Source organism: Polaromonas sp. P4_H1 (assembly GCF_056400945.1).
Window position 1 is genome coordinate 250071 of record NZ_JBFUKG010000004.1, and the last position, 23724, is coordinate 273794.

24 protein-coding genes and 1 tRNA gene are annotated in these 23724 nt (G+C 60.9%); 16 read left to right on the forward strand and 9 right to left on the reverse strand.

Annotated features, from left to right (window positions below; genetic code table 11):
• Nucleotides 1-49 precede the first annotated feature (49 nt).
• From AC1DS5_RS08080 to AC1DS5_RS08100, 5 genes are all read left to right on the forward strand, one after another.
• A complete protein-coding gene (locus AC1DS5_RS08080; RefSeq protein WP_477717731.1) occupies nt 50-1033 on the forward strand; it encodes a M23 family metallopeptidase in 984 nt (327 codons plus the stop codon).
• Between the two features lie 136 nt (nt 1034-1169).
• Nucleotides 1170-3935 carry a preprotein translocase subunit SecA gene (secA, locus tag AC1DS5_RS08085; RefSeq protein ID WP_477717732.1) on the forward strand — a complete coding sequence of 922 codons (2766 nt, stop codon included), beginning with the start codon at nt 1170-1172 and terminating at the stop codon, nt 3933-3935.
• A gap of 41 nt (nt 3936-3976) precedes the next feature.
• Complete coding sequence (argJ, locus tag AC1DS5_RS08090; protein ID WP_477717733.1) at nt 3977-5218, forward strand: bifunctional glutamate N-acetyltransferase/amino-acid acetyltransferase ArgJ; 1242 nt, start codon at nt 3977-3979, stop codon at nt 5216-5218.
• 20 nt (nt 5219-5238) lie between these two features.
• Entirely contained in the window at nt 5239-6204 is a 966-nt protein-coding gene (locus AC1DS5_RS08095) for an ATP-binding protein (protein WP_477717734.1), read from the forward strand.
• On the forward strand, nt 6201-6662 hold the full coding sequence (locus tag AC1DS5_RS08100; protein WP_477717735.1) for an NUDIX domain-containing protein: 462 nt from the start codon (nt 6201-6203) through the stop codon (nt 6660-6662). Before AC1DS5_RS08095 ends, AC1DS5_RS08100 begins: the two co-directional genes overlap by 4 nt.
• A 90-nt stretch (nt 6663-6752) precedes the next feature.
• Here AC1DS5_RS08100 and AC1DS5_RS08105 read toward each other — a convergent pair whose 3' ends face one another.
• Nucleotides 6753-7409: a lytic transglycosylase domain-containing protein gene (locus tag AC1DS5_RS08105; RefSeq protein ID WP_477717736.1), complete on the reverse strand. Its 657-nt coding sequence runs from the start codon at nt 7407-7409 to the stop codon at nt 6753-6755.
• Nucleotides 7406-9148, reverse strand: coding sequence for a proline--tRNA ligase (locus tag AC1DS5_RS08110; protein ID WP_477717737.1), 1743 nt, complete (start codon nt 9146-9148; stop codon nt 7406-7408). Before AC1DS5_RS08110 ends, AC1DS5_RS08105 begins: the two co-directional genes overlap by 4 nt.
• Before the next feature lie 114 nt (nt 9149-9262).
• On the opposite strand from AC1DS5_RS08110, the gene AC1DS5_RS08115 reads away from it, so the two are divergent.
• Together AC1DS5_RS08115 and AC1DS5_RS08120 are read left to right on the forward strand one after the other, a co-directional pair.
• Nucleotides 9263-9982: an RNA pyrophosphohydrolase gene (locus AC1DS5_RS08115; protein WP_477717738.1), complete on the forward strand. Its 720-nt coding sequence runs from the start codon at nt 9263-9265 to the stop codon at nt 9980-9982.
• The gene (locus AC1DS5_RS08120) at nt 9979-10500 is read left to right on the forward strand and encodes a CNP1-like family protein (protein ID WP_477717739.1); all 522 of its coding nucleotides are present in this window, start codon (nt 9979-9981) and stop codon (nt 10498-10500) included. The genes AC1DS5_RS08115 and AC1DS5_RS08120 overlap by 4 nt, the downstream gene beginning before the upstream one ends.
• A gap of 101 nt (nt 10501-10601) precedes the next feature.
• Here AC1DS5_RS08120 and proB read toward each other — a convergent pair whose 3' ends face one another.
• The 4 genes from proB to rplU form a co-directional block, all read right to left on the reverse strand.
• Nucleotides 10602-11738 (reverse strand): glutamate 5-kinase, encoded by a 1137-nt coding sequence (proB, locus tag AC1DS5_RS08125; protein WP_477717740.1) that lies wholly within the window; start codon nt 11736-11738, stop codon nt 10602-10604.
• 90 nt (nt 11739-11828) lie between these two features.
• A complete protein-coding gene (gene cgtA, locus AC1DS5_RS08130; RefSeq protein ID WP_477717741.1) occupies nt 11829-12923 on the reverse strand; it encodes an Obg family GTPase CgtA in 1095 nt (364 codons plus the stop codon).
• A 120-nt stretch (nt 12924-13043) separates the two neighbouring features.
• Nucleotides 13044-13301 carry a 50S ribosomal protein L27 gene (gene rpmA / locus AC1DS5_RS08135; RefSeq protein WP_011481796.1) on the reverse strand — a complete coding sequence of 86 codons (258 nt, stop codon included), beginning with the start codon at nt 13299-13301 and terminating at the stop codon, nt 13044-13046.
• A 27-nt stretch (nt 13302-13328) separates the two neighbouring features.
• Entirely contained in the window at nt 13329-13640 is a 312-nt protein-coding gene (gene rplU, locus AC1DS5_RS08140) for a 50S ribosomal protein L21 (protein ID WP_011481797.1), read from the reverse strand.
• Between the two features lie 173 nt (nt 13641-13813).
• On the opposite strand from rplU, the gene AC1DS5_RS08145 reads away from it, so the two are divergent.
• The 9 genes from AC1DS5_RS08145 (at nt 13814) to AC1DS5_RS08185 (ending at nt 20969) form a co-directional block, all read left to right on the forward strand.
• Entirely contained in the window at nt 13814-14797 is a 984-nt protein-coding gene (locus AC1DS5_RS08145) for a polyprenyl synthetase family protein (RefSeq protein WP_477717742.1), read from the forward strand.
• A gap of 12 nt (nt 14798-14809) precedes the next feature.
• Nucleotides 14810-14886 (forward strand) — tRNA-Pro (locus AC1DS5_RS08150).
• Between the two features lie 149 nt (nt 14887-15035).
• Nucleotides 15036-16772 carry a type IV-A pilus assembly ATPase PilB gene (gene pilB, locus AC1DS5_RS08155; RefSeq protein ID WP_477717743.1) on the forward strand — a complete coding sequence of 579 codons (1737 nt, stop codon included), beginning with the start codon at nt 15036-15038 and terminating at the stop codon, nt 16770-16772.
• An 81-nt stretch (nt 16773-16853) separates the two neighbouring features.
• A complete protein-coding gene (locus AC1DS5_RS08160; RefSeq protein ID WP_011481800.1) occupies nt 16854-18071 on the forward strand; it encodes a type II secretion system F family protein in 1218 nt (405 codons plus the stop codon).
• Nucleotides 18071-18934, forward strand: coding sequence for a prepilin peptidase (locus tag AC1DS5_RS08165; protein WP_477717744.1), 864 nt, complete (start codon nt 18071-18073; stop codon nt 18932-18934). The genes AC1DS5_RS08160 and AC1DS5_RS08165 overlap by 1 nt, the downstream gene beginning before the upstream one ends.
• Before the next feature lie 4 nt (nt 18935-18938).
• Nucleotides 18939-19562 (forward strand): dephospho-CoA kinase, encoded by a 624-nt coding sequence (coaE, locus tag AC1DS5_RS08170; protein ID WP_477717745.1) that lies wholly within the window; start codon nt 18939-18941, stop codon nt 19560-19562.
• 43 nt (nt 19563-19605) lie between these two features.
• Complete coding sequence (gene zapD, locus AC1DS5_RS08175) at nt 19606-20361, forward strand: cell division protein ZapD (RefSeq protein WP_477717746.1); 756 nt, start codon at nt 19606-19608, stop codon at nt 20359-20361.
• Nucleotides 20362-20401: 40 nt separating this feature from the next.
• Nucleotides 20402-20608, forward strand: coding sequence for a DNA gyrase inhibitor YacG (locus tag AC1DS5_RS08180; RefSeq protein WP_477717747.1), 207 nt, complete (start codon nt 20402-20404; stop codon nt 20606-20608).
• 85 nt (nt 20609-20693) lie between these two features.
• Entirely contained in the window at nt 20694-20969 is a 276-nt protein-coding gene (locus tag AC1DS5_RS08185; protein WP_477717748.1) for a hypothetical protein, read from the forward strand.
• Between the two features lie 63 nt (nt 20970-21032).
• On the opposite strand, the gene grxD is transcribed toward AC1DS5_RS08185, so the two are convergent.
• The 3 genes from grxD to prfA form a co-directional block, all read right to left on the reverse strand.
• Nucleotides 21033-21362, reverse strand: coding sequence for a Grx4 family monothiol glutaredoxin (grxD, locus tag AC1DS5_RS08190; RefSeq protein WP_477717749.1), 330 nt, complete (start codon nt 21360-21362; stop codon nt 21033-21035).
• Between the two features lie 196 nt (nt 21363-21558).
• Entirely contained in the window at nt 21559-22422 is an 864-nt protein-coding gene (prmC, locus tag AC1DS5_RS08195) for a peptide chain release factor N(5)-glutamine methyltransferase (protein WP_477717750.1), read from the reverse strand.
• 98 nt (nt 22423-22520) lie between these two features.
• On the reverse strand, nt 22521-23642 hold the full coding sequence (gene prfA, locus AC1DS5_RS08200; protein ID WP_477717751.1) for a peptide chain release factor 1: 1122 nt from the start codon (nt 23640-23642) through the stop codon (nt 22521-22523).
• Nucleotides 23643-23724: the final 82 nt, after the last annotated feature.

Sequence of the window (23724 nt, forward strand, 5' to 3'; positions counted from 1 at the left end):
GGGCGGGCTCTGGCCCGGTCAGTGCAAGCTTTTAAAGAGGTAGACACAAGTGCATTTGATTATCACGGATGCGTGGCTGGCCAATAGCCGGGCCATCTATTTAAGTGGCACAAAACTGATTCTGGCGGGCTTTGTCGCCGCATTGGCCCTCATGCTTGTCGCCGCCGGCCTGTACCACTGGGTGTTTCTCAAGGGGGCCCGTGAAGGCTGGCCCGTGATTGGATCGCTGGTGAAGCTGGTGGTCAAGGATGAGTTCGATCAGCGCGATCGCTTCCTGCGCGAGAACCTCGATGTGATGGCCAGGCGGCTTGGTGAAATGCAGGCCAAGATGATGCAGCTTGAAGCGCTGGGTGAGCGGGTATCGGGGCTGGCCGGTGTGAACCCCGGCGAGATCAGGGCAGTGCCCGGCAGCGGCGGCGCGCTGGTGTCCGGGCGTTCACTCACGATGGACGAGCTTCAGGCCACATTGGCGGATCTGGACAAACTGACCGATCAGCGGGTCGACCTGATGACCGTGATGGAGTCCCGCCTGTTTGACCAGAAGATCAAGAAAATGATGGTGCCGACCCAGGAGCCGGTGGCTGGCGGCCAACTTGGCTCGTCCTTTGGCTGGCGCATTGACCCGCTCAATGGCCGGTCTGCGCTGCATACCGGCCTGGACTTCCCGTCAGACCCTGGCACCGCGATCCTTGCGGCTGCGGGCGGCGTGGTCGTGGCGCAGGAATATCACCCGGCCTACGGCAACATGGTGGAAGTGGACCATGGCAATGAGCTGGTGACGCGCTACGCGCATGCGTCGCGGGTGCTGGTCAAAAAAGGCGATCTGGTCAAACGCGGCCAGAAGATTGCTGAGGTGGGCACTACCGGTCGCTCCACAGGCCCGCACCTGCATTTTGAGGTTCTGGTCCAGGGGGTTTTTCAGGACCCGCAGAAATTTCTGACAGCCGGCCAGAAACTGCCCAGGCTTGCAATGGCTGCTGCAGGCACCCGGCCGCGGCGGACGGCAGCCTTGCCGCAAGCCCCGCCGAACTAGCGGTTCCAGCGGCGCTAAAATCAGCGCTTTGCGCACAGTTGAACTAACTGGTCGCGCCCACACCTAAGTTCCGTATTCACTAAGGGATTTTGGCCGCCTTGCCCGCTCACGGGAGTGTCAAGGCGGCCTCGCATTTATGGCTTCCAACATCCTGACCCAAATTTTCGGCAGCCGCAACGACAGGCTGCTCAAAACCTACCGCAAAACCGTAGACCACATCAATGCACTGGAGACCCAGTACGAGAAGCTGAGCGACGACGAGTTGCGTGTCAAGACCGAGGAATTCAGGAGTCGCGTGGCGGCTGGCGAGGCGCTGGATGCCATTCTTCCGGAAGCCTTTGCCGTTGTACGCGAAGGCAGCAAGCGCGTCATGAAGATGCGCCACTTTGACGTGCAGATGCTGGGTGGCATGGCACTGCACAACGGCAAGATTTCGGAAATGCGCACGGGTGAGGGCAAGACCCTGACCGCGACGCTGCCGGTCTACCTCAATGCATTGACCGGCAAGGGCGTCCATGTGGTGACGGTCAATGATTACCTGGCCAGCCGGGACGCCCGCTGGATGGGCAAGCTCTATAACTTTCTCGGGATGACGGTCGGCATCAACCTGCCCAACATGTCGCGCGAGGAAAAGCAGGCCGCCTACAACGCCGACATCACCTACGGGACCAACAACGAGTACGGTTTTGACTACCTGCGCGACAACATGGTGTACGAGGTCGGGGACCGCGTGCAGCGCGGCCTGAACTACGCCATCGTTGACGAGGTGGACTCGATCCTGATTGACGAGGCGCGTACACCCCTCATCATCAGCGGCCAGGCCGAAGACCACACCGAGATGTACCTCGCGATGAACAGGGTCGTACCGTTGCTCACGCGCCAGGAAGGCGAGGCCGACCCCCGCACCGGCGAGGGCGTGACCAAGCCCGGCGACTTCACCATCGACGAGAAAACACGCCAGGTGTTTTTGACCGAGCAGGGCCACGAGAGCGCCGAGCGCATCCTGTTCAACCTGGGCCTGATTGCCGAAAGCGCCACGCTCTACGATCCGGCCAACATTTCGTTGATGCACCATTTGTACGCCGCCCTGCGCGCCAATTTGCTGTACCACCGTGACCAGCACTATGTGGTGCAGGACGGTGAGGTCGTGATCGTTGACGAGTTCACCGGCCGCCTGATGTCGGGCCGCCGCTGGAGCGATGGCCTGCACCAGGCCGTTGAAGCCAAGGAAGGTGTGCAGATCCAGGCGGAAAACCAGACGCTGGCTTCCATCACGTTCCAGAACTATTTCCGCCTCTACGGCAAGCTGGCCGGCATGACCGGTACCGCCGATACCGAAGCCTACGAGTTCCAGGAGATTTACGGACTGGAGACGACGGTCATTCCACCCAACCGGGTCAGCCGGCGCGATGACCAGCTTGATCGCGTGTACAAAACCACACGCGAGAAATACGAAGCCGGCATCAAGGATATTCGCGAGTGCTATGAGCGCGGCCAGCCGGTGCTGGTGGGTACGACCTCCATCGAGAACTCCGAAATCATTGACCAGTTGCTGGAAAAGGAAAAACTGCCGCACCAGGTGCTCAACGCCAAGCAGCACGCCCGGGAAGCCGATATCGTGGCGCAGGCCGGTCGCCTGAAGATGATCACCATTGCCACCAACATGGCCGGTCGCGGTACCGACATCGTGCTGGGGGGTAACCTTGAAAAGCTGATTGAAGCGGTTGAAGCCGACGAGTCGATGGACACCGCTGCGAAGGAGGCCGAAATTGCCCGCCTGCGTGCCCGGTGGACAGAAGAGCATGAGCAGGTCAAGGCGCTGGGCGGCTTGCGCATCATCGCGACCGAACGTCACGAGTCACGCCGCATCGACAACCAGTTGCGCGGCCGTTCGGGCCGGCAGGGTGACCCGGGTTCCTCGCGGTTTTACCTGAGCCTGGATGATCCGCTGATGCGCATTTTCGCGGGCGATCGCGTGAAGGCCATCATGGAGCGGCTCAAAATGCCCGATGGCGAGGCCATCGAAGCCGGCATCGTGACGCGCAGCATCGAATCAGCACAGCGCAAGGTTGAAGCGCGCAACTTCGACATCCGCAAGCAGCTGCTTGAATATGACGATGTGGCCAATGACCAGCGCAAGGTGATTTACCAGCAGCGCAATGACATCATGGACGCGGGCAGCCTGCAAGGTCAGATCGAGTCCCTGCGTGAAGGCTGCTTCACGGATTTGGCGCGGCAGTACGTGCCGGCTGAAAGCGTCGAGGAGCAGTGGGACATTGCCGGCCTCGAAAAGGTGCTGCTCGATGAGTGGCAGATCAGCCTGCCGCTGGCCGGCGAGCTGGAGAGCGCAACCGCCATCACCGACGAAGACATCCTGGAAAAGGTTATTGCTGCGGCCAATGTCGCGTTTGCCGACAAGGTCGAGAAAATCGGCCAGGAAAACTTCACGCAGTTCGAGCGCATTGTGTTGCTGCAAAGCATAGACACCCATTGGCGTGAACACCTGAGCGCGCTGGACTATCTGCGCCAGGGCATCCATTTGCGCGGCTATGCGCAAAAGCAGCCGAAGCAGGAATACAAGCGCGAAGCGTTTGAGCTGTTTGGCCAGTTGCTTGACAGCGTGAAGAACGAAGTCACCAAGGTGCTGATGACGGTCAAGATCCAGTCGGGCGAGCAGCTCGAGCAGGCCGCCGAGGAAATGGAAAACCGGGCAGAAAGCATCTCCAACGTCACCTATACGGCTCCCACCGAAACCGGTGAAGCGGAAACCCGGGTGGACGAAGACACGCAGCGGCGCGTGCCACTGGCCTCCGGCATCGCCGTGCCGCGTGTGGGGCGCAATGATCCGTGCCCCTGCGGTTCGGGAAAAAAATACAAGCTGTGCCACGGCCGGCTGAATTGAGTCCCTCTGGGTCGAACGACTAGTTTTCTGGAGTCACGAACATGCCCGTCAATCTGCTGGCTACACCCGCGGCGGACCTTTACCCTGTGCCTGGTGTGCGCTGGGGCATCACCGAAGCAGGCATACGCAAGGCCAACCGCAAGGATCTGGCCGTGCTGCTGCTGGATGAGGGGGCCTCGGTAGGCGCCGTCTTCACGCAAAACAGGTTTTGTGCGGCGCCCGTGCAGATCTGCCGGGAGCACCTCGCAAAGAACGCGGGCCAAAGCCTGGGTATCCGCGCCATGCTGATCAACACCGGCAATGCCAACGCCGGCACCGGCGAGGACGGACTGAACCGCGCGCTGGCCAGCTGTATTGCACTGGCCCGCGAACTCAATCTGGCTCCCGAGCAAATCCTGCCGTTTTCAACCGGCGTGATCATGGAGCCGCTGCCGCACGACCGCATTGCCGCTGGCCTGCCCGCCGCGCTGGCGGATGCCAAAGCCGACAACTGGGCGAATGCGGCGGAGGCCATCATGACCACCGATACGGTGGCCAAGGCATTCTCCACCAGGCTCGTGATCGGCGGCGCAGAAGTCACCATCACCGGCATCAGCAAGGGCGCCGGCATGATCCGGCCCAATATGGCGACCATGCTGGGCTTCATGGCAACCAGCGCCTGCGTGTCGCAAACCTTGATGGGCCAGTTGGCCCGCGAACTCGCCGAGGGCTCGTTCAACCGCGTCACGGTGGATGGCGACACATCAACCAACGACTCCTTTGTGGTTGTGGCCACCAACCAGGCGACCCACGCCCCCATCACCTCGCTGGACAGCGCAGACGGCCACGCCCTGCGTGCGGCGATGCTGGACATCGCCAAAAAACTGGCGCAGGCCATCGTGCGGGACGGCGAGGGCGCCACCAAATTCATCACGGTGCAGGTCGAGGGCGGAAAAACTGGTGAAGAGTGCCGCAAGGTGGCCTACGCCATCGCCCATTCACCGTTGGTCAAGACGGCATTTTTTGCCAGCGATCCCAATCTGGGCCGTATTCTGGCTGCTGTGGGCTATGCCGGCATTGACGACCTGGACCAGACCCAAATCGACTTGTACCTGGATGATGTGCTGGTGGCCAAAAACGGTGGCCGGCACGTGGGCTATGTGGAAGCGGATGGCCAGCGCGTGATGAAGCAAAGCGAGATCACGGTGCGCGTGGTGCTGGGCCGTGGTGCGGCCCAGGATACCGTCTGGACTTGCGACCTCTCCTACGATTACGTCAAGATCAACGCTGATTACCGCAGCTGAAGCAACCGGGGCTAAAGAGCATGAACGAGCAATTTGAGCGCCTGATGGCGCGGGTGGAGTCCCTGGTCACGCGCATTGAATCGGTCTTGCCGCAACCGCTGCAGGCGCCCGACTGGCAGGCGTCAGTCGCTTACCGCTACCGCAAGCGCAGGTCGGGCCACGGCTCGCTCGAGCCCGTCAGGCACCTGGGCGCCATGCGCCTGGCCGACCTGAAGGAGATCGAGGACCAGAAGGAAAAAATCCGGCGCAACACCGAGCAGTTCGTCAACGGTAAACCGGCCAACAATGTGCTGTTGACGGGCGCACGGGGCACCGGCAAGTCGTCGCTGATCAAGGCCTGCCTGAATGAATATTCGTCACGCGGCCTGCGGCTGATTGAAGTCGACAAGGCCGACCTGACCGACCTGCCGGACATTGTGGACGTGGTGTCCGAATTGCCCGAGAAATTCATTGTGTTTTGTGACGACCTCAGCTTTGAGGAGGGCGAGCCAGGTTACAAGGCGCTCAAATCGATTCTGGATGGTTCGGTCGCAGCGGCCACGCCCAATGTGCTGATCTACGCCACCAGCAACCGGCGCCATCTGCTGCCCGAGTACATGACGGAAAACCTCACCTACACGCACAGCGAGGATGGCGAGGTTCACCCCGGCGAGGTGGTGGAGGAAAAGATTTCGCTCTCGGAACGGTTCGGCTTGTGGGTGAGCTTTTACCCCTTCAGCCAGGAGGAATACCTGACCATCGTCGCGCAGTGGCTCTCGTCGTTCGGCGTGGGCCAGGACCCGATTGCCGCAGCGAAGCCGGCCTCCCTGGTGTGGGCGCTGGAGCGTGGCTCGCGCAGCGGCCGTGTCGCCTACCAGTTCGCGCGCGACTTTGCGGGCCGGGATGGTGCCGCAACGTCTGTGGCTGTGAAGGTCATCCTGCCGTACGAGCGGGCCAGTGCTTCTGCCGTTGCACCGTCCGACCAGGCGCCAGACCACTCCACATGAGCATGCTGGTCGCCGACGGTGAGCGACCGCGCGAGGGCGGTGTGGACCGAAAGATTGTTGACGTTGCGGTCGGCGTGCTGATCCGGCCCAATGGCGATTTCCTGCTGACCTCGCGCCCGCCTGGCAAAGTCTATGAAGGCTACTGGGAGTTTCCCGGCGGCAAGCTGGAGCAGGGCGAGAGTGTCGAGCAGGCGCTGCGGCGCGAGCTGCAGGAAGAGATCGGGATCACCATCGGCGCCGTGCATCCGTGGAAGGTTGAAATGGTGGACTACCCCCATGCGCTGGTACGGCTCAACTTCTGCAAGGTGTTTGAGTGGACGGGTGAACTGCACATGCATGAGGGGCAGTCGTTTGCCTGGCAGTCATTGCCGGTCACCGTGCAGCCGGTGTTGCCGGGCACGGTACCGGTGCTGGCCTGGTTTGCCGAAGAGCGCGGCTTTTCGGGCGCGACGCGCTGAGCGGCAGCTCAACTCGGGTTTGCTATTTAATTGATAGCTGTAAATCCAGAATTCATTGGGGTTCTGGCTTGTTTGTGCGTGGAGACGGTTTCAGCCGCTGAATTCCCACTGTTTGCTCGCACCCATCACCGCATTCGGATAGGGCGCCTTGCCGCGCGATCCGTTGTAGCGGCCCAGGCCCATGAACAGGTCGCCGCGTTCGCGGTCCAGGTAATGGCGAAGAATGACGCAGCCGAAGCGCAAATTGGTCTGCATGTGAAAGAGCTTGGAAGGGTCGCCGTCTCCAATCACGCGTGTCCAGAATGGCATCACCTGCATGTAACCGCGCGCACCCACATTGCTCACGGCGAACTTGCGGAAGTTGCTTTCGACCTGGATCAGGCCGAGCACCAGCGTAACGTCCAGTCCGGCGCGTTTGCTCTCATACCAGACGGTTTGCAGGAATTCCTTGCGGACTTGCCACTCCGGTTTTTTCTTTTTGAGGCGCTCGCTCATGGCGCCCAGCCAGCGCAGGTAGGCCAGCCGGCTTTCGGTGTCCCTGAACTCCGGCACCGGAGGCGCATGGTTGGCAACGGCCGAGCTCAGGGCCGAGCGGACCGAGTCCATCAAAGGCTCTTCAATCTGGGCGCCGGCGTCCGCTTGCTCTGAAAATAATAGCGGAATACACGCGGCAGACAGGGACTGTAGGCACTTTCTTCTTGAAAGTTGCCGGAGGGACGTCGCAGACGCGATGCCGGGCGCTGTCACAGGGCCAGTTTTCCCTTGAGGAAGTCCAGCGCCGTGGCTGCATCGACCTTGCTGGAGGTGGCATCACGGCGGTGCTGGTATTCAACCTGGCCGGATTGAAGGCCGCGGTCGCCAATGGTGACGCGGTGGGGCACGCCGATCAGTTCCCAGTCGGCAAACATCGCGCCGGGGCGCTCGCCGCGGTCATCGAGAATCACGTCCACGCCGGCGGCGAGGAGTTCGCCATAGAGCTTGTCGGCAGCGGCTTTCACGTCGGCGAAGCGGTCCGGGCTGATGGGGCAGAGCACCACCGTGAAGGGCGCAATCGCGTCGGGCCAGATAATGCCGCGCTCGTCGTGGTTTTGCTCGATGGCCGCAGCAGGCAGGCGTGTGATGCCGATGCCGTAGCAGCCCATCTCCAGGAATTGGGGCTTGCCGTTTTCGTCCAGGAAGGTGGCGTTCATGGCCTGGCTGTATTTGGTGCCGAGGTAGAACACGTGGCCCACCTCGATGCCGCGTTCAATCGCCAGCACGCCCTTGCCGTCGGGCGAGGTGTCGCCCGCGACCACGTTGCGCAGGTCGGCCACCAGGTCGGGTTCAGGAAGATCACGTCCCCAGTTCACGCCGGTGATGTGAAAATCAATTTCATTGGCGCCGCAAACCCAGTCGCTCAAGGCCGCCACCTCACGGTCGACGACCAGCTTCACCGGTTTTTGGAGATTCAGGGGGCCCAGGTAGCCGGGCTTGGAGCCAAAGTGCTCCTCGATTTCAGGCAAGGTGGCAAAGCGGAATCCCGCCAGGCCGGGTACCTTGCCGACCTTGACTTCATTCATGTCATGGTCGCCGCGCAACAACAGCAGCCAGATCTGTGTCTTGATGATTTTGCCGGTTTCATCGGTCTGGTCGGTGGCCAGCACCAGGGACTTGACGGTCGTTTCCAGCGGGATGCCCAGCAACTGGGCTACGTCGGCGCAGGTCGCTTTGTCCGGCGTGGGGGTCTTGGTCATGGCGCGGGAGGCGGTCTTGCGCGCGCCCTGGGGCGCCAGGGCTTCGGCCTTTTCCATGTTGGCCGCATAGTCGCTGCCGGGGCAGTAGACGATGGCGTCTTCGCCAGTGGTGGCAATCACCTGGAACTCTTCGCTCAAATCGCCGCCAATCGCGCCGCTGTCGGCAGCCACCGCGCGGTAGGTGAGGCCAAAGCGGTCAAAAATCCGCCGGTAGGCCTGAGCCATGACCTGGTAGCTGGCCTTGGCCGTAGCCTGGTCGCGGTCAAAGCTGTAGGCGTCTTTCATGATGAATTCCCGCCCGCGCATCAGGCCAAAACGCGGACGGCGCTCGTCGCGGAATTTGGTCTGGATCTGGTACAGGTTCTTCGGCAGCTGCTTGTAGCTCTTGATGTCCTGGCGCATCACGTCGGTGATGACTTCCTCGCTGGTCGGTTGCACCACAAAATCGCGGCCGTGGCGGTCCTTGATGCGCAGCAGTTCGGGGCCCATTTTTTCAAACCGGCCGGTCTCCTGCCAGAACTCGGCCGGCTGAATCACTGGCATTGCCATTTCCACGGCACCAGCGCGGTTCATTTCCTCACGAACAATCGCCTCGACCTTGCGGATGACACGTAAACCCATGGGCATGTAGTTGTAAATGCCGGCGCCGAGCTTTTTGATCATGCCGGCACGCACCATGAGCTGATGGCTGACGATCTCCGCATCCGCAGGAGCTTCCTTGAGGGTGGAAATGAAGAACTGGGAGGCTTTCATGGGCTATTTTTCTGGAATTCTGCGTTGGAAGGGGGCTGGAGCCCGGCCGTGCGCTTGGCGCTGGCGCCTTCGCTGTGCATAATGGACTCAGTTTAAAAAATTTGAGGTTTGATTATGCTTGACCGGGATGGCTTTAGGCCTAACGTCGGCATCATCTTGCTCAACCAGAGAAGTCAGGTATTTTGGGGCAAACGTATCCGTACCCACTCGTGGCAGTTTCCGCAGGGTGGCATTGATCGGGGCGAAAATCCCGAACAGGCCATGTACCGCGAGTTGCATGAAGAGGTGGGACTGTTGCCGCAGCACGTTCACGTGCTGGCCCGTACCCGAGATTGGTTGCGCTATGAGGTGCCTGACCGGTTTATCCGCCGCGATGCGCGCGGACATTACAAAGGCCAGAAACAGATCTGGTTCCTGCTGCAGCTGGTCGGTTACGACTGGAACCTGAACCTGCGCGCGACAGACCATCCCGAGTTTGACGCCTGGCGCTGGAACGACTACTGGGTGCCACTCGATGTGGTGGTGGAGTTCAAACGTGGCGTGTACGAGATGGCGCTGACCGAGTTGGCGCGCTTTGTTCCGCGTTGTGACCCCCGGTCCGACCCACGGCCCGATTCACGTCCCGACCATCGCAACCGCTATCTGCGCGGGGGAGTTCACCTGCGCGATCAGATGGCGGGCCAGGCCGGTGAAACCAGCCCCCGTCCGGCCAATAGCCTGACATACAGCTACACGGCCAGATTGGGTGCCTCGTTCGAGTTGCCCCCCGGTGCCACCTTTGAACCTGATCCGCAGACCAGCCTGGGCGCGGATCCTTCGACGACCAAAACATGACATTCAAACCGGCCTTTGTGGTCCGTCTTTCTTGTATAGCAATTGCGTTGGGCATCACCTGCGCGGCCTGGGCCCAGAGCGCTACGGACGATCCGGACTGGAAGGAATCGGACGCTCCGCCGCCTCCGGCATTTGATGCCGGCAAGCTGGTCACTTTCGATGTGTCACCCAACTCATCGCTGGTTTATGGAGTCGATCCCGCTACCATCCGCATTTCCAACAGCGACGGCCTCGTACGCTATGTGATGGTGGCGACCAGCGCCAGTGGTGCGCGCAATGTGATGTACGAAGGCATACGCTGCGCTACCGGTGAATACAAGACCTATGCCCGTTACTCGCCAGATGGCCGCTGGAACCCGGTGGCCAATGCGGAGTGGCGCTCCATGTTTGGCAACATGCCGTCCAAGCATGTCTTGCGGTTCGCCAAGGCCGGCGCATGCGATAACGCGGCACCGGCACCGTCAGTTCCCGTCCTGATAAGCCGGCTGAAAAATCCGAATTTCAGGATATCGGAATAGCGCACCGTACCCTGTCGTGCGAGGGCGTCGCCCGGTCGCATGGGGGGAGGACTGGTTGCTTCGGGGCACCTTTCGATGCTGGCGCGCTCTGCCTCGGGTAGCTACCGCGTGAGCACGAGGTTGGTCCGGTGGACCATTTCAGGCTCGCCGGTGTAGCCCAGAAGCTTTTCGAATTCCGACGACGCCTTGCGGCAAATCAGCCGCGCCTCCGAACTCGAATAGTTGGCCAGGCCCCGCGCAATTTCTGCGCCTTCGGTATCCCTGATGGCAATCACGTCGCCACGGGAAAAATCACCGTCCACCCTTGTCATGCCAATCGGCAGCAGGCTCTTGCCTTCGTCGCGCACCTTGCCGACAGCACCCGCATCCACGGTGACCGAGCCGCGCATTTGCAGGTGATCGGCCATCCATTGCTTGCGGGCCTGCATCTTCTGGGTCTGCGCCACCAGCAGCGTACCGATGGCCTCGCCTTGTGTCAGCCGGATCAGGGCCTGCGGCTCGCGGCCCCAGGCAATGACGGTTGAAGCGCCTGAACCTGCCGCGCGTTTGGCCGCCAGGATTTTCGTGATCATGCCGCCCTTGCCAATGCTCGAGCCCGCGCCACCCGCCATGGCTTCCAGCGCGGCATCACCGGCTTTTGCTTCGTGCACAAACCGGGCGGTCGGGTCCTTTCGCGGATCGGCGGTGTAGAGTCCCTTTTGGTCGGTCAGGATAACCAGTGCGTCGGCTTCGACGAGGTTGGCCACCAGCGCACCGAGGGTGTCGTTGTCGCCAAACTTGATCTCGTCGTTGACGACGGTGTCGTTCTCATTGATGACCGGCACCACGCCGAGCTGCAGCAGGGCCAGCAGGGTGGAGCGCGCGTTGAGGTAGCGTTCGCGATCGGCCAGGTCAGCATGCGTGAGCAGGACCTGCGCGCTACCGATGCCGTTCTCCCGCAACTTGCTCTCATACACTTGGGCCAGCCCCATCTGGCCTACCGCGGCGGCGGCCTGCAACTCGTGGATGGCTTTGGGCCGGGCGGTCCAGCCCAGCCGCTTCATGCCTTCGGCAATGGCGCCGCTGCTCACCATGATGACTTCGCGTCCATCCTTGACCAGTGCTGCCAGCTGTTCGCACCACAGGCCGATGGCATCCGCATCGAGTCCACGGCCCTCGTTGGTTACCAGGCTGGAGCCCACCTTGACCACAATGCGTCTGGCGTTGCGTAGAACAGGAGAGCCTGTTTTATCTTGCATGTTGAGTACGTTTTGAGGTTTTAACCCAAGGAAGGTGGGCGCAAACAGCTGTGATTTATAAGCAACTGCCGCCAGGCAATTGCACGCGGATCAGCTGGAAACGGGCGGCTGGGGTGGCTCGGGCGGCAGTTCGGCAAAGCGCGGATCGACCTCTTCCACGGCCTGCTCACTTTTTTGCACACCCTGGACGTGCTGGTAAATCGTCTTGACGAGGTGCTCGCAGCCTTCGCGCGTCAGTGCCGAGATCTCGAACACCGGACCCTTGAACTTGAAGCGCTTGACGAAATCCTTCACGACCGCGGCGCGCTTGTCGGCGTCCACCATGTCGAGCTTGTTAAGCACCAGCCAGCGCGGCTTTTCATACAGCGCTTCGTCGTATTTTTTCAGCTCACCCACAATGGCTTTGGCCTGGGCGACCGGGTCCACGCCTTCGTCAAAAGGCGCCAGATCGACGATGTGCAGCAGCAGGCGTGTGCGTTGCAGGTGGCGCAAAAACAGGTGTCCCAGCCCCGCACCTTCGGAGGCGCCCTCGATCAGGCCGGGCAGGTCGGCCACCACAAAGCTTTGTTCGGGGCCGACGCGCACCACACCCAGGTTGGGGTGCAGGGTGGTGAAAGGGTAGTCGGCAATGCGCGGTCTGGCGTTGGAGACGGCCGAAATAAAGGTCGACTTGCCCGCATTGGGCATGCCGAGCAGGCCGACGTCGGCCAGTACCTTCAGTTCGAGCTTCAGGCTTTTGCGCTCCCCGGGCCAGCCGGGCGTCTTGCTGCGTGGCGCGCGGTTGGTAGAGCTTTTGAACCGCAGGTTGCCGAAACCGCCATCGCCGCCCTTGGCGATCAACACCTGCTCACCCGGCACCAGCAGTTCGTAAAGCACTTCACCGGTCTCGGCATCGGTCAGGATGGTCCCCACGGGCATTTTGAGGATGATGTCGTCCCCCTTGGCGCCGAACATGTCGGAGCCCATGCCGTGCTCGCCATTGCGGGCTTCATGGCGACGCGAAAACCGGAAGTCCACCAGCGTGTTCAGGTTGACATCTGCGACCGCGTACACATGGCCGCCGCGACCGCCATCACCGCCGTTCGGGCCGCCGAATTCCTTGTATTTCTCGTGGCGGAAGGAAACGCAGCCGCTCCCGCCATCGCCAGCGGCAATGTCAATAAAGGCTTCGTCAACAAATTTCATGATGTGCGGGTGCTCGGGTAGGGCGGAAGACTGGAGAAGCTGAAAGGTAGTTTACAAACAAAAAAGCCCCGACAGGTCGGGGCTTCGCTTCAGTCGAAGTGACTTATCGAAGTGATCAGCTCAGGCCGGGGTCACATTCACAGTGTGCTTGTTCAGTGCACCCTTGACGGAAAACGATACCGCACCGTCAACAAGCGCAAACAGGGTATGGTCCTTGCCGATGCCGACATTGACGCCTGGGTGGAACTTGGTGCCACGCTGGCGCACGATGATGCTGCCTGCATTGATCACTTCGCCGCCAAATTTCTTGACGCCCAGCATTTTGGGCTGCGAATCGCGCCCGTTTCGCGTAGAGCCGCCGCCTTTTTTCTGTGCCATTTTTCGTTACTCCTGGTACTTCCCTGCTTAACCGACGATGGCGCCGATTTGCAGTTCGGTGAAGTTTTGCCGGTGACCCTGGCGTTTCTGGTAGTGCTTGCGACGGCGCATTTTGAAAATGCGCACTTTGTCGTGCCTGCCATGAGACAGCACTGTGACTGTGACAGTCGCGCCGGACACCAAGGGCGTACCAACCTTGATTGCACTGCCTTCTCCGACAGCCAATACCTGGTCAATAACGATCTCTTGGCCTACGTCCGCAGCAATCTGTTCTACTTTAATTTTTTCTCCAGCAGCAACCTTGTATTGTTTGCCACCGGTTTTTATGACCGCGTACATGTGAGACCTCGTAAATTGAGTTCTGTGGACGAATTTCCACAGAGCCCGATATTCTAGCACGGCCGGCCAAAAATGGCCAGGCGGACGGTTTTAAGGCATTCTCCAGGGCGCGCCGGGTGCTGCGGATGGGGTGCTTTCTATAATCTGCCCAAACTTAACGTCTGGACCGCCTTTTGTCTGCCAATTCCTCAAGCACCGCCGCCGCCCTTGCCCTGATTGCCGACGACATGCGTGGAATGGACGCGGTGATCGAGCGCCGGCTGGAGTCGGACGTGCCGCTGGTCAGCCAAGTGTCTCAATATATCGTGGCGGCCGGCGGCAAGCGCCTGCGGCCCGCCTTGCTGCTTCTGATGTGCGGCGCCCTGGGCTATCGCGGCGATCAGCGCTACAACCTGGCTGCGGTGGTGGAGTTCATTCATACCGCCACCTTGCTGCACGATGACGTGGTGGATGAGTCCACATTGCGTCGCGGCCGTGCCACGGCCAACGAGGCCTTCGGCAATCCTGCAAGCGTGCTCGTGGGGGATTTTTTATATTCACGCGCCTTTCAGATGATGGTGGAGGCCGGCGACATGCGCATCATGCAGACGCTCGCGGAGGCCACCAATGTGATTGCCGAGGGCGAGGTGCTGCAACTCATGAACATGCATGACGCGACGCTGTCGGAGGACGGTTACCTGCGGGTCATCCGTTCCAAGACGGCCAAGTTGTTCGAGGCCAGCGCTCGTCTGGCGGCGTTGCTGGCGCAGTCTTCGCTGGCGGTGGAGCAAAGCTGCGCGGATTATGGCCAGGCATTGGGCACCGCCTTCCAGGTGATTGACGATGTGCTGGACTATGACGGCGACGTGTCGGAAATGGGAAAAAACCTGGGGGACGACCTGCGCGAAGGCAAGACGACGTTGCCGCTCATCATTGCGATGCAGCGATGCACTGAACTTGAGCGTGCCGTGATTCGCCGGGCCATTGAAACAGGCGGAACGGACCAGATGCCGCAAATCATTGCCATCGTGCAACAGACGGGAGCCCTGCAGGCAACACGGGACGCGGCCGCCGCGGAGGCCCAGCGTGCGCTGGATACCTTGCAAGCATTGCCCCAAAACCCTTACAGTAGTGCCTTGGGGCAACTGGCATCGCAACTGTTGCAGAGGCGTTCCTGAGGGTTGTCAAGGCGGGGTGTAGCTTAGCCTGGTAGAGCGCTACGTTCGGGACGTAGAGGCCGGAGGTTCGAATCCTCTCACCCCGACCAGATTCTTTTCTGTTTTTATAGAGTATGCATACATAGAGTGTGCGTTTCTCCGCACAGTTCCGACGCTTGGGGGCGGGGCGGGGGCGTTTTCGATTTACACCGTGTTATCTATCGACGATGATACCCATTTGGGCTAATTTCAAAGATTCATGGCCGCTGTCGATACCGCTATCAATGAACCCCCCGCCTTGGCATTGCCCGGATTGGGCCGGGCATTGGTGGTGGCAGGCAAGCTGGGCCAGAAGGCCGCTGAAGACATCTTTCGCAAGGCCCAAAGCGGGCGTACCAGTTTCATTGCCGAGCTGACCGGTTCGGGGGCAGTGTCCGCCATTGATCTGGCGCACATCATGTCTACCTCGTTCGCTGCGCCCTTGCTGGATCTGGAGGCCATCGACGTTCTGCGCCTGCCCAAGGGCCTGCTCGACACCAAGATTTGCACGACTTACCGCATTGTCGTGCTGAGCAAGCGCAATAACCGCCTGATCGTCGCAACGGCAGATCCCTCCGACCAGGAAGCGGCGGAAAAGATTAAGTTTTCCACCCAGATGGGTGTGGACTGGGTGATCGCCGAGTACGACAAGCTGTCCAAACTGGTGGAGACGTCGAGTACCACGGCTGCCGAGGCCATGGAAAGCATCATTGGCGATGATTTCGAATTCGATGAATCCACGGTGGATTCGGGAGCCGCTGAGGACAACGATGCCAGCGTCTCGGAAGTCGAGGATGCACCGGTCGTCAAATTCCTCCAGAAGATGCTGCTCGATGCCTTCAGCATGCGGGCTTCTGATTTGCACTTTGAGCCGTTCGAGCACACCTACCGTGTCCGTTTCCGAATAGACGGCGAATTGCGCGAAATCGCGTCGCCACCCGTGGCCATCAAGGAAAAACTTGCGGCACGTATCAAGGTGATCTCCAAGCTGGACATCTCGGAAAAGCGGGTGCCGCAGGACGGCAAGATGAAGCTCAAAATCGGCCCGGATCGCGTGATCGATTTTCGGGTCAGCACCTTGCCCACCATGTACGGCGAAAAAGTCGTGATCCGTATCCTGGACCCGAGCAGTGCCAAACTGGGCATTGACGCCCTGGGCTACGAGCCGGTCGAGAAGGAGCGTTTGCTGGCGGCCATACAGCGGCCTTATGGCATGGTGCTGGTGACTGGCCCTACCGGCTCAGGCAAGACGGTGTCGCTCTACACCTGTCTGAATATCCTGAACAAGCCGGGCGTCAACATTGCCACCGCTGAAGACCCCGCCGAGATCACCTTGCCGGGCGTTAACCAGGTCAGCATGAATGACAAGGCGGGCATGACTTTTTCAGTCGCGCTCAAGGCCTTTTTGCGCCAGGATCCCGACATCATCATGGTGGGTGAGATCCGCGACATCGAAACGGCCGACATTGCGATCAAGGCGGCCCAGACCGGCCACATGGTGATGTCAACGCTGCACACCAATGACGCGCCCACTACCTTGACACGCATGCGCAACATGGGAATTGCGCCGTTCAATATTGCATCCAGCGTGATCCTGATCACGGCGCAGCGGCTGGCGCGGCGCCTGTGCGTCAGCTGCAAGGCGCCTGCCGATATTCCGCGCGAAACGCTGCTGGAGGCAGGATTCAAGGAGGAGGAAGTCGATGGCTCCTGGACACCTTATCGCCCGGTGGGTTGCTCCATGTGCACAAACGGTTACAAGGGGCGCGTCGGCATCTACCAGGTCATGCCTATTTCCGAAGAGATTCAGCGGATAGTGTTGCGCGACGGCAGCGCCCTCGAGATTGCGGCGCAGGCAGAGGCTGAGGGGGTCAGGAGTTTGCGCCAATCCGGTCTGTCTAAAGTTAAACTCGGCACGACCTCCCTGGAAGAGGTTTTGGGTTGCACCAATGTTTAATGGGCGTGCAAAGTTGAACACACTGGTGAGTGACTGTGGCGACGGGATGGCCTGAGGCCGTCCATACAACGAGAAAACATCATGGCAACTGCAGTATCCAAAGGCGTCAAGGAATTTGTTTTCGAGTGGGAGGGCAAGGACCGGGGGGGTAAACCGGTCCGTGGCGAGATCCGTGCCTCTGGCGAGAACCAGGTCAAGTCTTCCTTGCGCCGGCAGGGTGTGTTGCCCACCAAAATCAAGAAACGCAGCATGCGCTCGGGCAAGGCCATCAAGCCCAAGGATATTGCCATCTTTACCCGCCAGCTCGCCACGATGATGAAGGCCGGCGTGCCCCTTTTGCAGTCATTTGACATCGTGGGTCGCGGCAACCCCAACGGCAGCGTGACCAAACTGCTCAACGATGTTCGCACTGATGTGGAAACCGGTACCTCGCTGAGCGCTGCGTTTCGCAAATACCCGCTGTATTTCAACGCCCTGTATTGCAATCTTGTCGAGGCGGGTGAAGCCGCCGGTATTCTGGAGTCCTTGCTGGACCGCCTGGCGGTCTACATGGAAAAGACCGAGGCCATCAAGTCAAAAATCAAGTCCGCCCTGATGTACCCCATCTCGGTGGTCGTGGTGGCTTTTGTGGTGGTGGCGGTGATCATGATTTTCGTGATCCCGGCCTTCAAGGAAGTGTTTACCTCGTTCGGGGCGGATTTGCCGGCACCCACGCTGTTCGTGATTGCCGTCAGTGAATTCTTTGTGGCTTACTGGTGGTTGATTTTTGGCGGTATCGGCGGTTCCTTGTATTTTTTCATGCAGGCCTGGAAGCGCAATGAAAAAATGCAGAAGTTCATGGACCGGCTCCTGCTCAAGGTGCCTGTGTTTGGGCCCCTCATTGAAAAGTCCTGCATTGCCCGCTGGACCCGTACCCTCTCGACCATGTTTGCGGCCGGTGTGCCGCTGGTGGAGGCCCTGGATTCCGTGGGGGGCGCATCGGGTAATTCCCTCTATGCCGATGCCACCGAAAAAATCCAGCAGGAGGTTTCGACAGGTACCAGCCTGACGGCTGCCATGGGCAATGCCAACCTGTTTCCCACCATGGTGCTGCAGATGTGCGCCATTGGCGAGGAGTCCGGCTCGGTCGACCACATGCTGGGCAAGGCCGCCGATTTTTATGAGGCGGAAGTTGATGAAATGGTGGCCGGCCTGTCCAGCCTGATGGAGCCCATCATCATCGTGTTTCTGGGCACGCTGATTGGCGGTATTGTGGTCTCCATGTACCTGCCCATTTTCAAGCTGGGCCAAGTCGTTTAATGACGACGGGATCGGGACTGGGTTTAGGGCCGGAGATCGATGCCCTGCTGGCCGGTTTTTTTGGCCTGCTCATTGGCAGCTTCCTGAACGTCGTAATCTATCGCCTGCCCAAAATGATGGAGCGGCAATGGGCGCAGGAATGTGCCGACCTGGCCGGAAACCCAGTGGAGCCCGGAGAGAAATTCAATTTGCTGGCACCGCGATCGCGTTGCTCCAACTGCGGCCATGTCATACGCTGGTATGAGAACATCCCGGTGGCGAGCTACCTGTTCCTCAGGGGGAAGTGCGCGGTGTGCGGGACGCCCTACGGCGTGCGCTATCCCATCGTGGAGGCGGTGACCGGCGCCCTGTTCTTCTTTTGCGCATGGCGTTGGGGCTGGTCGCTGGCTGCGCTGGTCTGGTGCGGATTCTCGGCGGCGCTCCTGGTGCTGGCGCTGATTGACTGGGACACGACCTTGCTGCCGGACGACATCACCTTCCCCTTGCTGTGGGCCGGACTGATCGTGGCGGCGCTGCAGTGGAATCCGGCCGTCAATCTGTACTCCGCCCTGTGGGGTGCGGTCGCCGGCTATCTCTCCCTGTGGCTGGTGTACTGGGCGTTCAAGCTGGTGACCGGAAAAGAAGGCATGGGTTACGGAGATTTCAAATTGTTTGCGGCACTGGGCGCCTGGTTTGGCTGGCAGGCACTGATCCCGATGATCCTGATGGCCTCCGTTATTGGCGCCGTCATCGGTATTGCGCTGAAGTTTTCCAGTGGACTGCGCGAGGGCGGTTACGTGCCATTTGGTCCTTTCCTGGCAGGTGCGGGATTTACCGCCATGGTGTTCGGGCCTCAATCGATTTTGCAGTTTGTGGGCTTGTGATGCCATGCCCTTCGCAGCCCAGCGCATCGGACTGACTGGCGGCATAGGCAGCGGCAAGAGTACGGTAGGCCGTCTGTTGGTGGCCAGGGGCGCGACGCTGGTCGACGCAGACGCCATCGCCCGTCAGGTGACGGCGCCCGGGGGCGCTGCGATCCATGAAATCCGCCATCGGTTTGGAAGTGCGGCCATCACAGCCGACGGGGCCATGGACCGTGACCGGATGCGCCAGCTTGCCTTCAACGACCCGACAGTCAAGCAGCAGCTGGAAGCCATCATTCACCCCTTGGTGAGTCAGGAAACCTTGCGGCAGTACGAACACGCGGTGCGGGCAGGCAGTTCATGCATCGTCTTTGACATTCCCTTGCTGGTCGAGTCGGGGCGCTGGCGGCAGCAGCTGGACCGGGTTCTGGTGGTGGACTGCAGCGAAGCCACCCAGATAGCCCGGGTCGTGGCCCGAGAAATGGGCCGCAGCGGCTGGACGCGTGATGTCGTTGAAAAGATTATCGCTGGCCAGGCCAGCCGCGCGCAGCGGCTCGCGGCAGCCGACATCTGTCTATACAACGACAGCCTGTCCCTTGAAGCCCTTGGCTTGCAGGTCAGGCAGCTGGCGAGCCGCTTCGGGCTATGATGCGCAGACTAGCATCCCCAATGAAGTTGACGAAAATAGCGCTGTGATTCTTTACGAGTATCCTTTTAACGAACGCATACGCACCTATTTGCGCCTGGAGCACCTGTTCCGCCGCCTGGGTGAACTGGTGGAGCGGGAGAGCCCGACGGATCATCACTATGCCATCACGACCATATTCGAAATCATGGATGTGGGTGCCCGGGCGGATTTGAAAACCGATGTGCTCAAGGACCTCGAAAAGCAGAAACATGTGCTGAATGGTTACCGCGGCAATCCGGCCATTTCCGAGGCGGTGCTCGATGAAGTGACGGGGCAGCTTGAGGGCTGTTTTGCTGCCCTGAACAACCTTCCGGGCAAGGCTGGGCATTCGTTGACCGAAAACGACTGGCTCATGAGCATACGCAGCCGTGTCGGTATTCCGGGCGGAACCTGCGAGTTTGATTTGCCGGCCTACTATGCATGGCAGCATCTGGCTTCCGCCACGCGCCAGCGCGATTTGCAGCGCTGGGTGGCGCCACTCGTACCGCTGGCTGAATCCATACGCGTGCTGCTGACGCTTTTGCGCGACTCGGGTGCACCGCAAAAAGTGGTGGCGCCGGGGGGGCAATACCAGCAGACGCTGCCGCAGGGACGCACCTTCCAGCTGCTGCGCCTGCGCATTGACCCTGCAAAGGGGCTGATTCCCGAAATCAGCGGCAATCGCCTGATTGTGTCGGTACGCCTGATGCGCCACGAGAGCGATGACCGGCTGCACGCGAGCACAGATGATTCGACGTTTGAGTTGACGCTTTGCTCCTGACCGGTTGATTTTTGCAGAACCGTTTGAGGTCATGTCAGCCATGAATGAAGACCCGATACCCGTCAAGCGGGTGGTATGCCCCGGCTGCGGCGGTCAAAGCATCTATGCACCGAGCAATCCCTTCCGGCCCTTTTGCAGCGAGCGCTGCAAAAACATCGATTTGGGCGCTTGGGCCAGCGAGGGGTTCAGGTTGCCGGCGGACGCCCCGCCTGATAATGAAAACCCTGGTGACCCCAGGCTGCAATAAGCTTTAGAGCCGCAAGCGGCGTAGAACCGCATCAAGAAGATCAAGAAGATCAAAAAGGTTTGGAAGAGGAAGAGAGGGAGAGGAAATGAAGAAGTCCGTTATCTGGCCGGCACAGGCCGTCCTGGTCGTCGCCGCGCTGATGCAGGGCACGGCGCACGCCCAGCCTGCAGAGCCTGCACAAACCGGAAATAGGCCTGAAAAAGCCAAATCCGGCAAAAAAGCAGCCAAAACCCCAACCCGGGGCAGCAAGGTCAAGTTCATGCCCGGATCCGAAGAGACGGTCAGCCAGCGCGTGGCCCGGCTGAAGCGTGAATGCAAGGGGGCTGTGAACGCGGGCGCCTGCGAAGGCTACACGCGCTAACCGGGCGCGCCGTGGGCGCTATGTGACGCTATTGAGGCTACCCCCGGACGGCGTTGAAAGGTCTCAGGCGGCAGTCGTGCCCAGTACCTGCTGGAGTTCGCCGTTCTGGTACATCTCCATCATGATGTCCGAACCGCCAATGAACTCGCCCTTCACATACAGCTGGGGAATGGTGGGCCAGTTGCTGTATTCCTTGATGCCGTGACGGATTTCCTCGTCTTCCAGCACGTTGACCGTCACAGGTTTGTTCACCCCGCAGGCTTTCAGCACCTGGATGGCGCGGCCTGAAAAGCCGCACATCGGGAACTGGGCCGTGCCTTTCATAAACAGGACGACGTCGCTGGATTTGACGATCTGGTCAATGCGTTGCTGGGTGGTGTCGCTGGTGCTCATGGTGAAATCCTTTGGAATGGGCGCTAAGGGCCCGTGCAGGGTCGAAAAACAGACGTTTTCCGCCGGGCCGTTCTTTAATATATGGAATCCGGGAATCAGAATTCAACGGTCTGAAGAACCTGATTATCCCGCTGTTTGAAACCGGGTGCTGGGCGCTACCCGCCCGTCCGGACCTTACGGCCTCCGCGCGGGATACTTAGCCTGGCCATTGGCCGCCCGAGCAGCGCGCGATGCCGGCCAGGTCCGGCCGGCTCTGGACCTGCGAAAAGCCCTGCTCCGCGAGGAGACCGCGTACCGCAGCGGCCTGGTCATAGCCGTGCTCCAGCAGGAGCCAGCCGCCGGGCTCCAGGTGTCCCGGCGTCTGCGTCACAATTTTCCGGATATCTTCCAGCCCGTCTGTACCCGCTGCCAGCGCCGGAAAAGGCTCATGCGCCAATGCCACCAGGTGCGGGTCGGCGCTGGCGATATAAGGCGGATTGCTGGCGATCAGGTGAAAGTGTCCACTAACTTCTGTCAGCCAGTCGCTCTCCCGGAAATCGAGCTCCAGCTGGAGGCGTCGGGCGTTTGCACGGGCCACGGCCAGCGCGTCGGCACTCGCGTCCACGGCAACCACCCGGGCCTCCCGGCCGGCCGCTTGCAGGCTGTGCGCGATGGCCAGCGCAATGGCTCCGCTGCCGGTGCCCAGGTCAAGAATTTGCGGCCGTGCCGGCATGGTCGGCGCCTGCAGCACCTCCAGCGACCAATGCACCAGCGTTTCGGTGTCGGGGCGGGGCACCAGCACCCGGGCGTCGACCTGCAGGTCCAGGCCAAAAAACTCCTTGCTGCCGACGATATAGGCCAGGGGCTCACCGCTGGCCCGGCGCAGGCTGAATGCCCGCAAGCGCCCGGCGACCCCTTCCGTCAACTCATCGGTGTCATGCGCCAGCAGCCAGGCCCGGTCGGTGGCGGGCTTGCCCAGCGCGTGCAGCAGCAGCAACTGGGCGTCCAGCCGATCCAGCCCGAGTGCCTGGGCGGCACCCAGGGCTTGGGCGCAGGTGGGCTGGCGTTGTGGATGGTTCATCGGACAGCCTTGCATTTGCTATAAGAGAAATAGCTGCTTGTTCTCATAAAGATGGGGTTAGAGGCTGATTTGACGCGTGAGGAGCGGCGATCAACCGCTTAAAAGCCGTTGTTGGCGGTTTCCAGCTCGGCCAGCTGTTCGGCGCCGCGCGCCACCTGCAGCGCCGTGATGACATCGCCCAAATCGCCTTCCATGATGGCCAGCAGCTTGTACAGCGTCAGATTGATGCGGTGGTCGGTCAGGCGGCCCTGCGGGAAGTTGTAAGTGCGGATGCGGTCGCTGCGGTCGCCCGTACCGACCAGGCCCTTGCGCAGCGCCGCGTCCTTGGCGGCGCGCTCGGCGCGGTCTTTTTCATGGATGCGGGCGGTCAGCACCTTGAGCGCCTGGGCCTTGTTGCTGTGCTGGCTGCGGCCCTCCTGGCATTCGGCGACGATGCCGGTCGGGATGTGCGTGATGCGCACCGCCGAGTCGGTCTTGTTGATGTGCTGGCCGCCGGCGCCGCTGGCGCGGTAGGTGTCAATGCGCAGGTCGGCCGGGTTGATCTGGATGGCCACGGCCTCATCGGGCTCCGGCATTACTGCCACGGTGCAGGCGCTGGTGTGGATTCGGCCCTGGGTCTCGGTGGCCGGCACGCGCTGCACACGGTGCCCGCCCGACTCAAAGCGCAGCTTGCCGTACACGCCCACGCCCGTGGCATCGGTGGGTCCGTCCACGCGCAACACCACCTCCTTGTAGCCGCCCAGTTCGCTGGATGATTCGCTGATGATCTCGACCTGCCAGCGGTTGCGTTCCGCGAAGCGCGTGTACATGCGAAAGAGGTCGCCGGCGAACAGCGCCGACTCGTCACCGCCCGTGCCGGCGCGGATTTCAATAAAGGCCGCCCGCGCGTCGTCCGGGTCTTTGGGAATCAGCATGAGCTGCAGGGCTTCATCGAGCCGGGCGACATCCAGCTTGGCGGCAGCGATTTCCTCTTCGGCCATGGCGGCCATTTCGGGGTCGTCTTTGGCTTCCGCCAGCATGCCCTCGGCACTGACCAGGTCGGCCTCGCGGCTGGTGAGCCGGGTGTATTGCTCGGCCACCACGCTGGCTTCGGCATGCTCCCGGGTCAGGGCGCGAAAACGGTCCAGATCGCTCACGACGTCGCTGGCGGACAGCAGGGAGTCCAGTTCATGCAGGCGCAGCAGCTGACGGTCCAGGGTTTGGCGGAGAAAGGGTTTCATCGAGTCGAAGGCCGGAGTGGCGAAAAAATCAGGGAGAGCACACCGGCGAAGCCGCCGGCAGGAAAGCAGCCGTTCTGGCGGC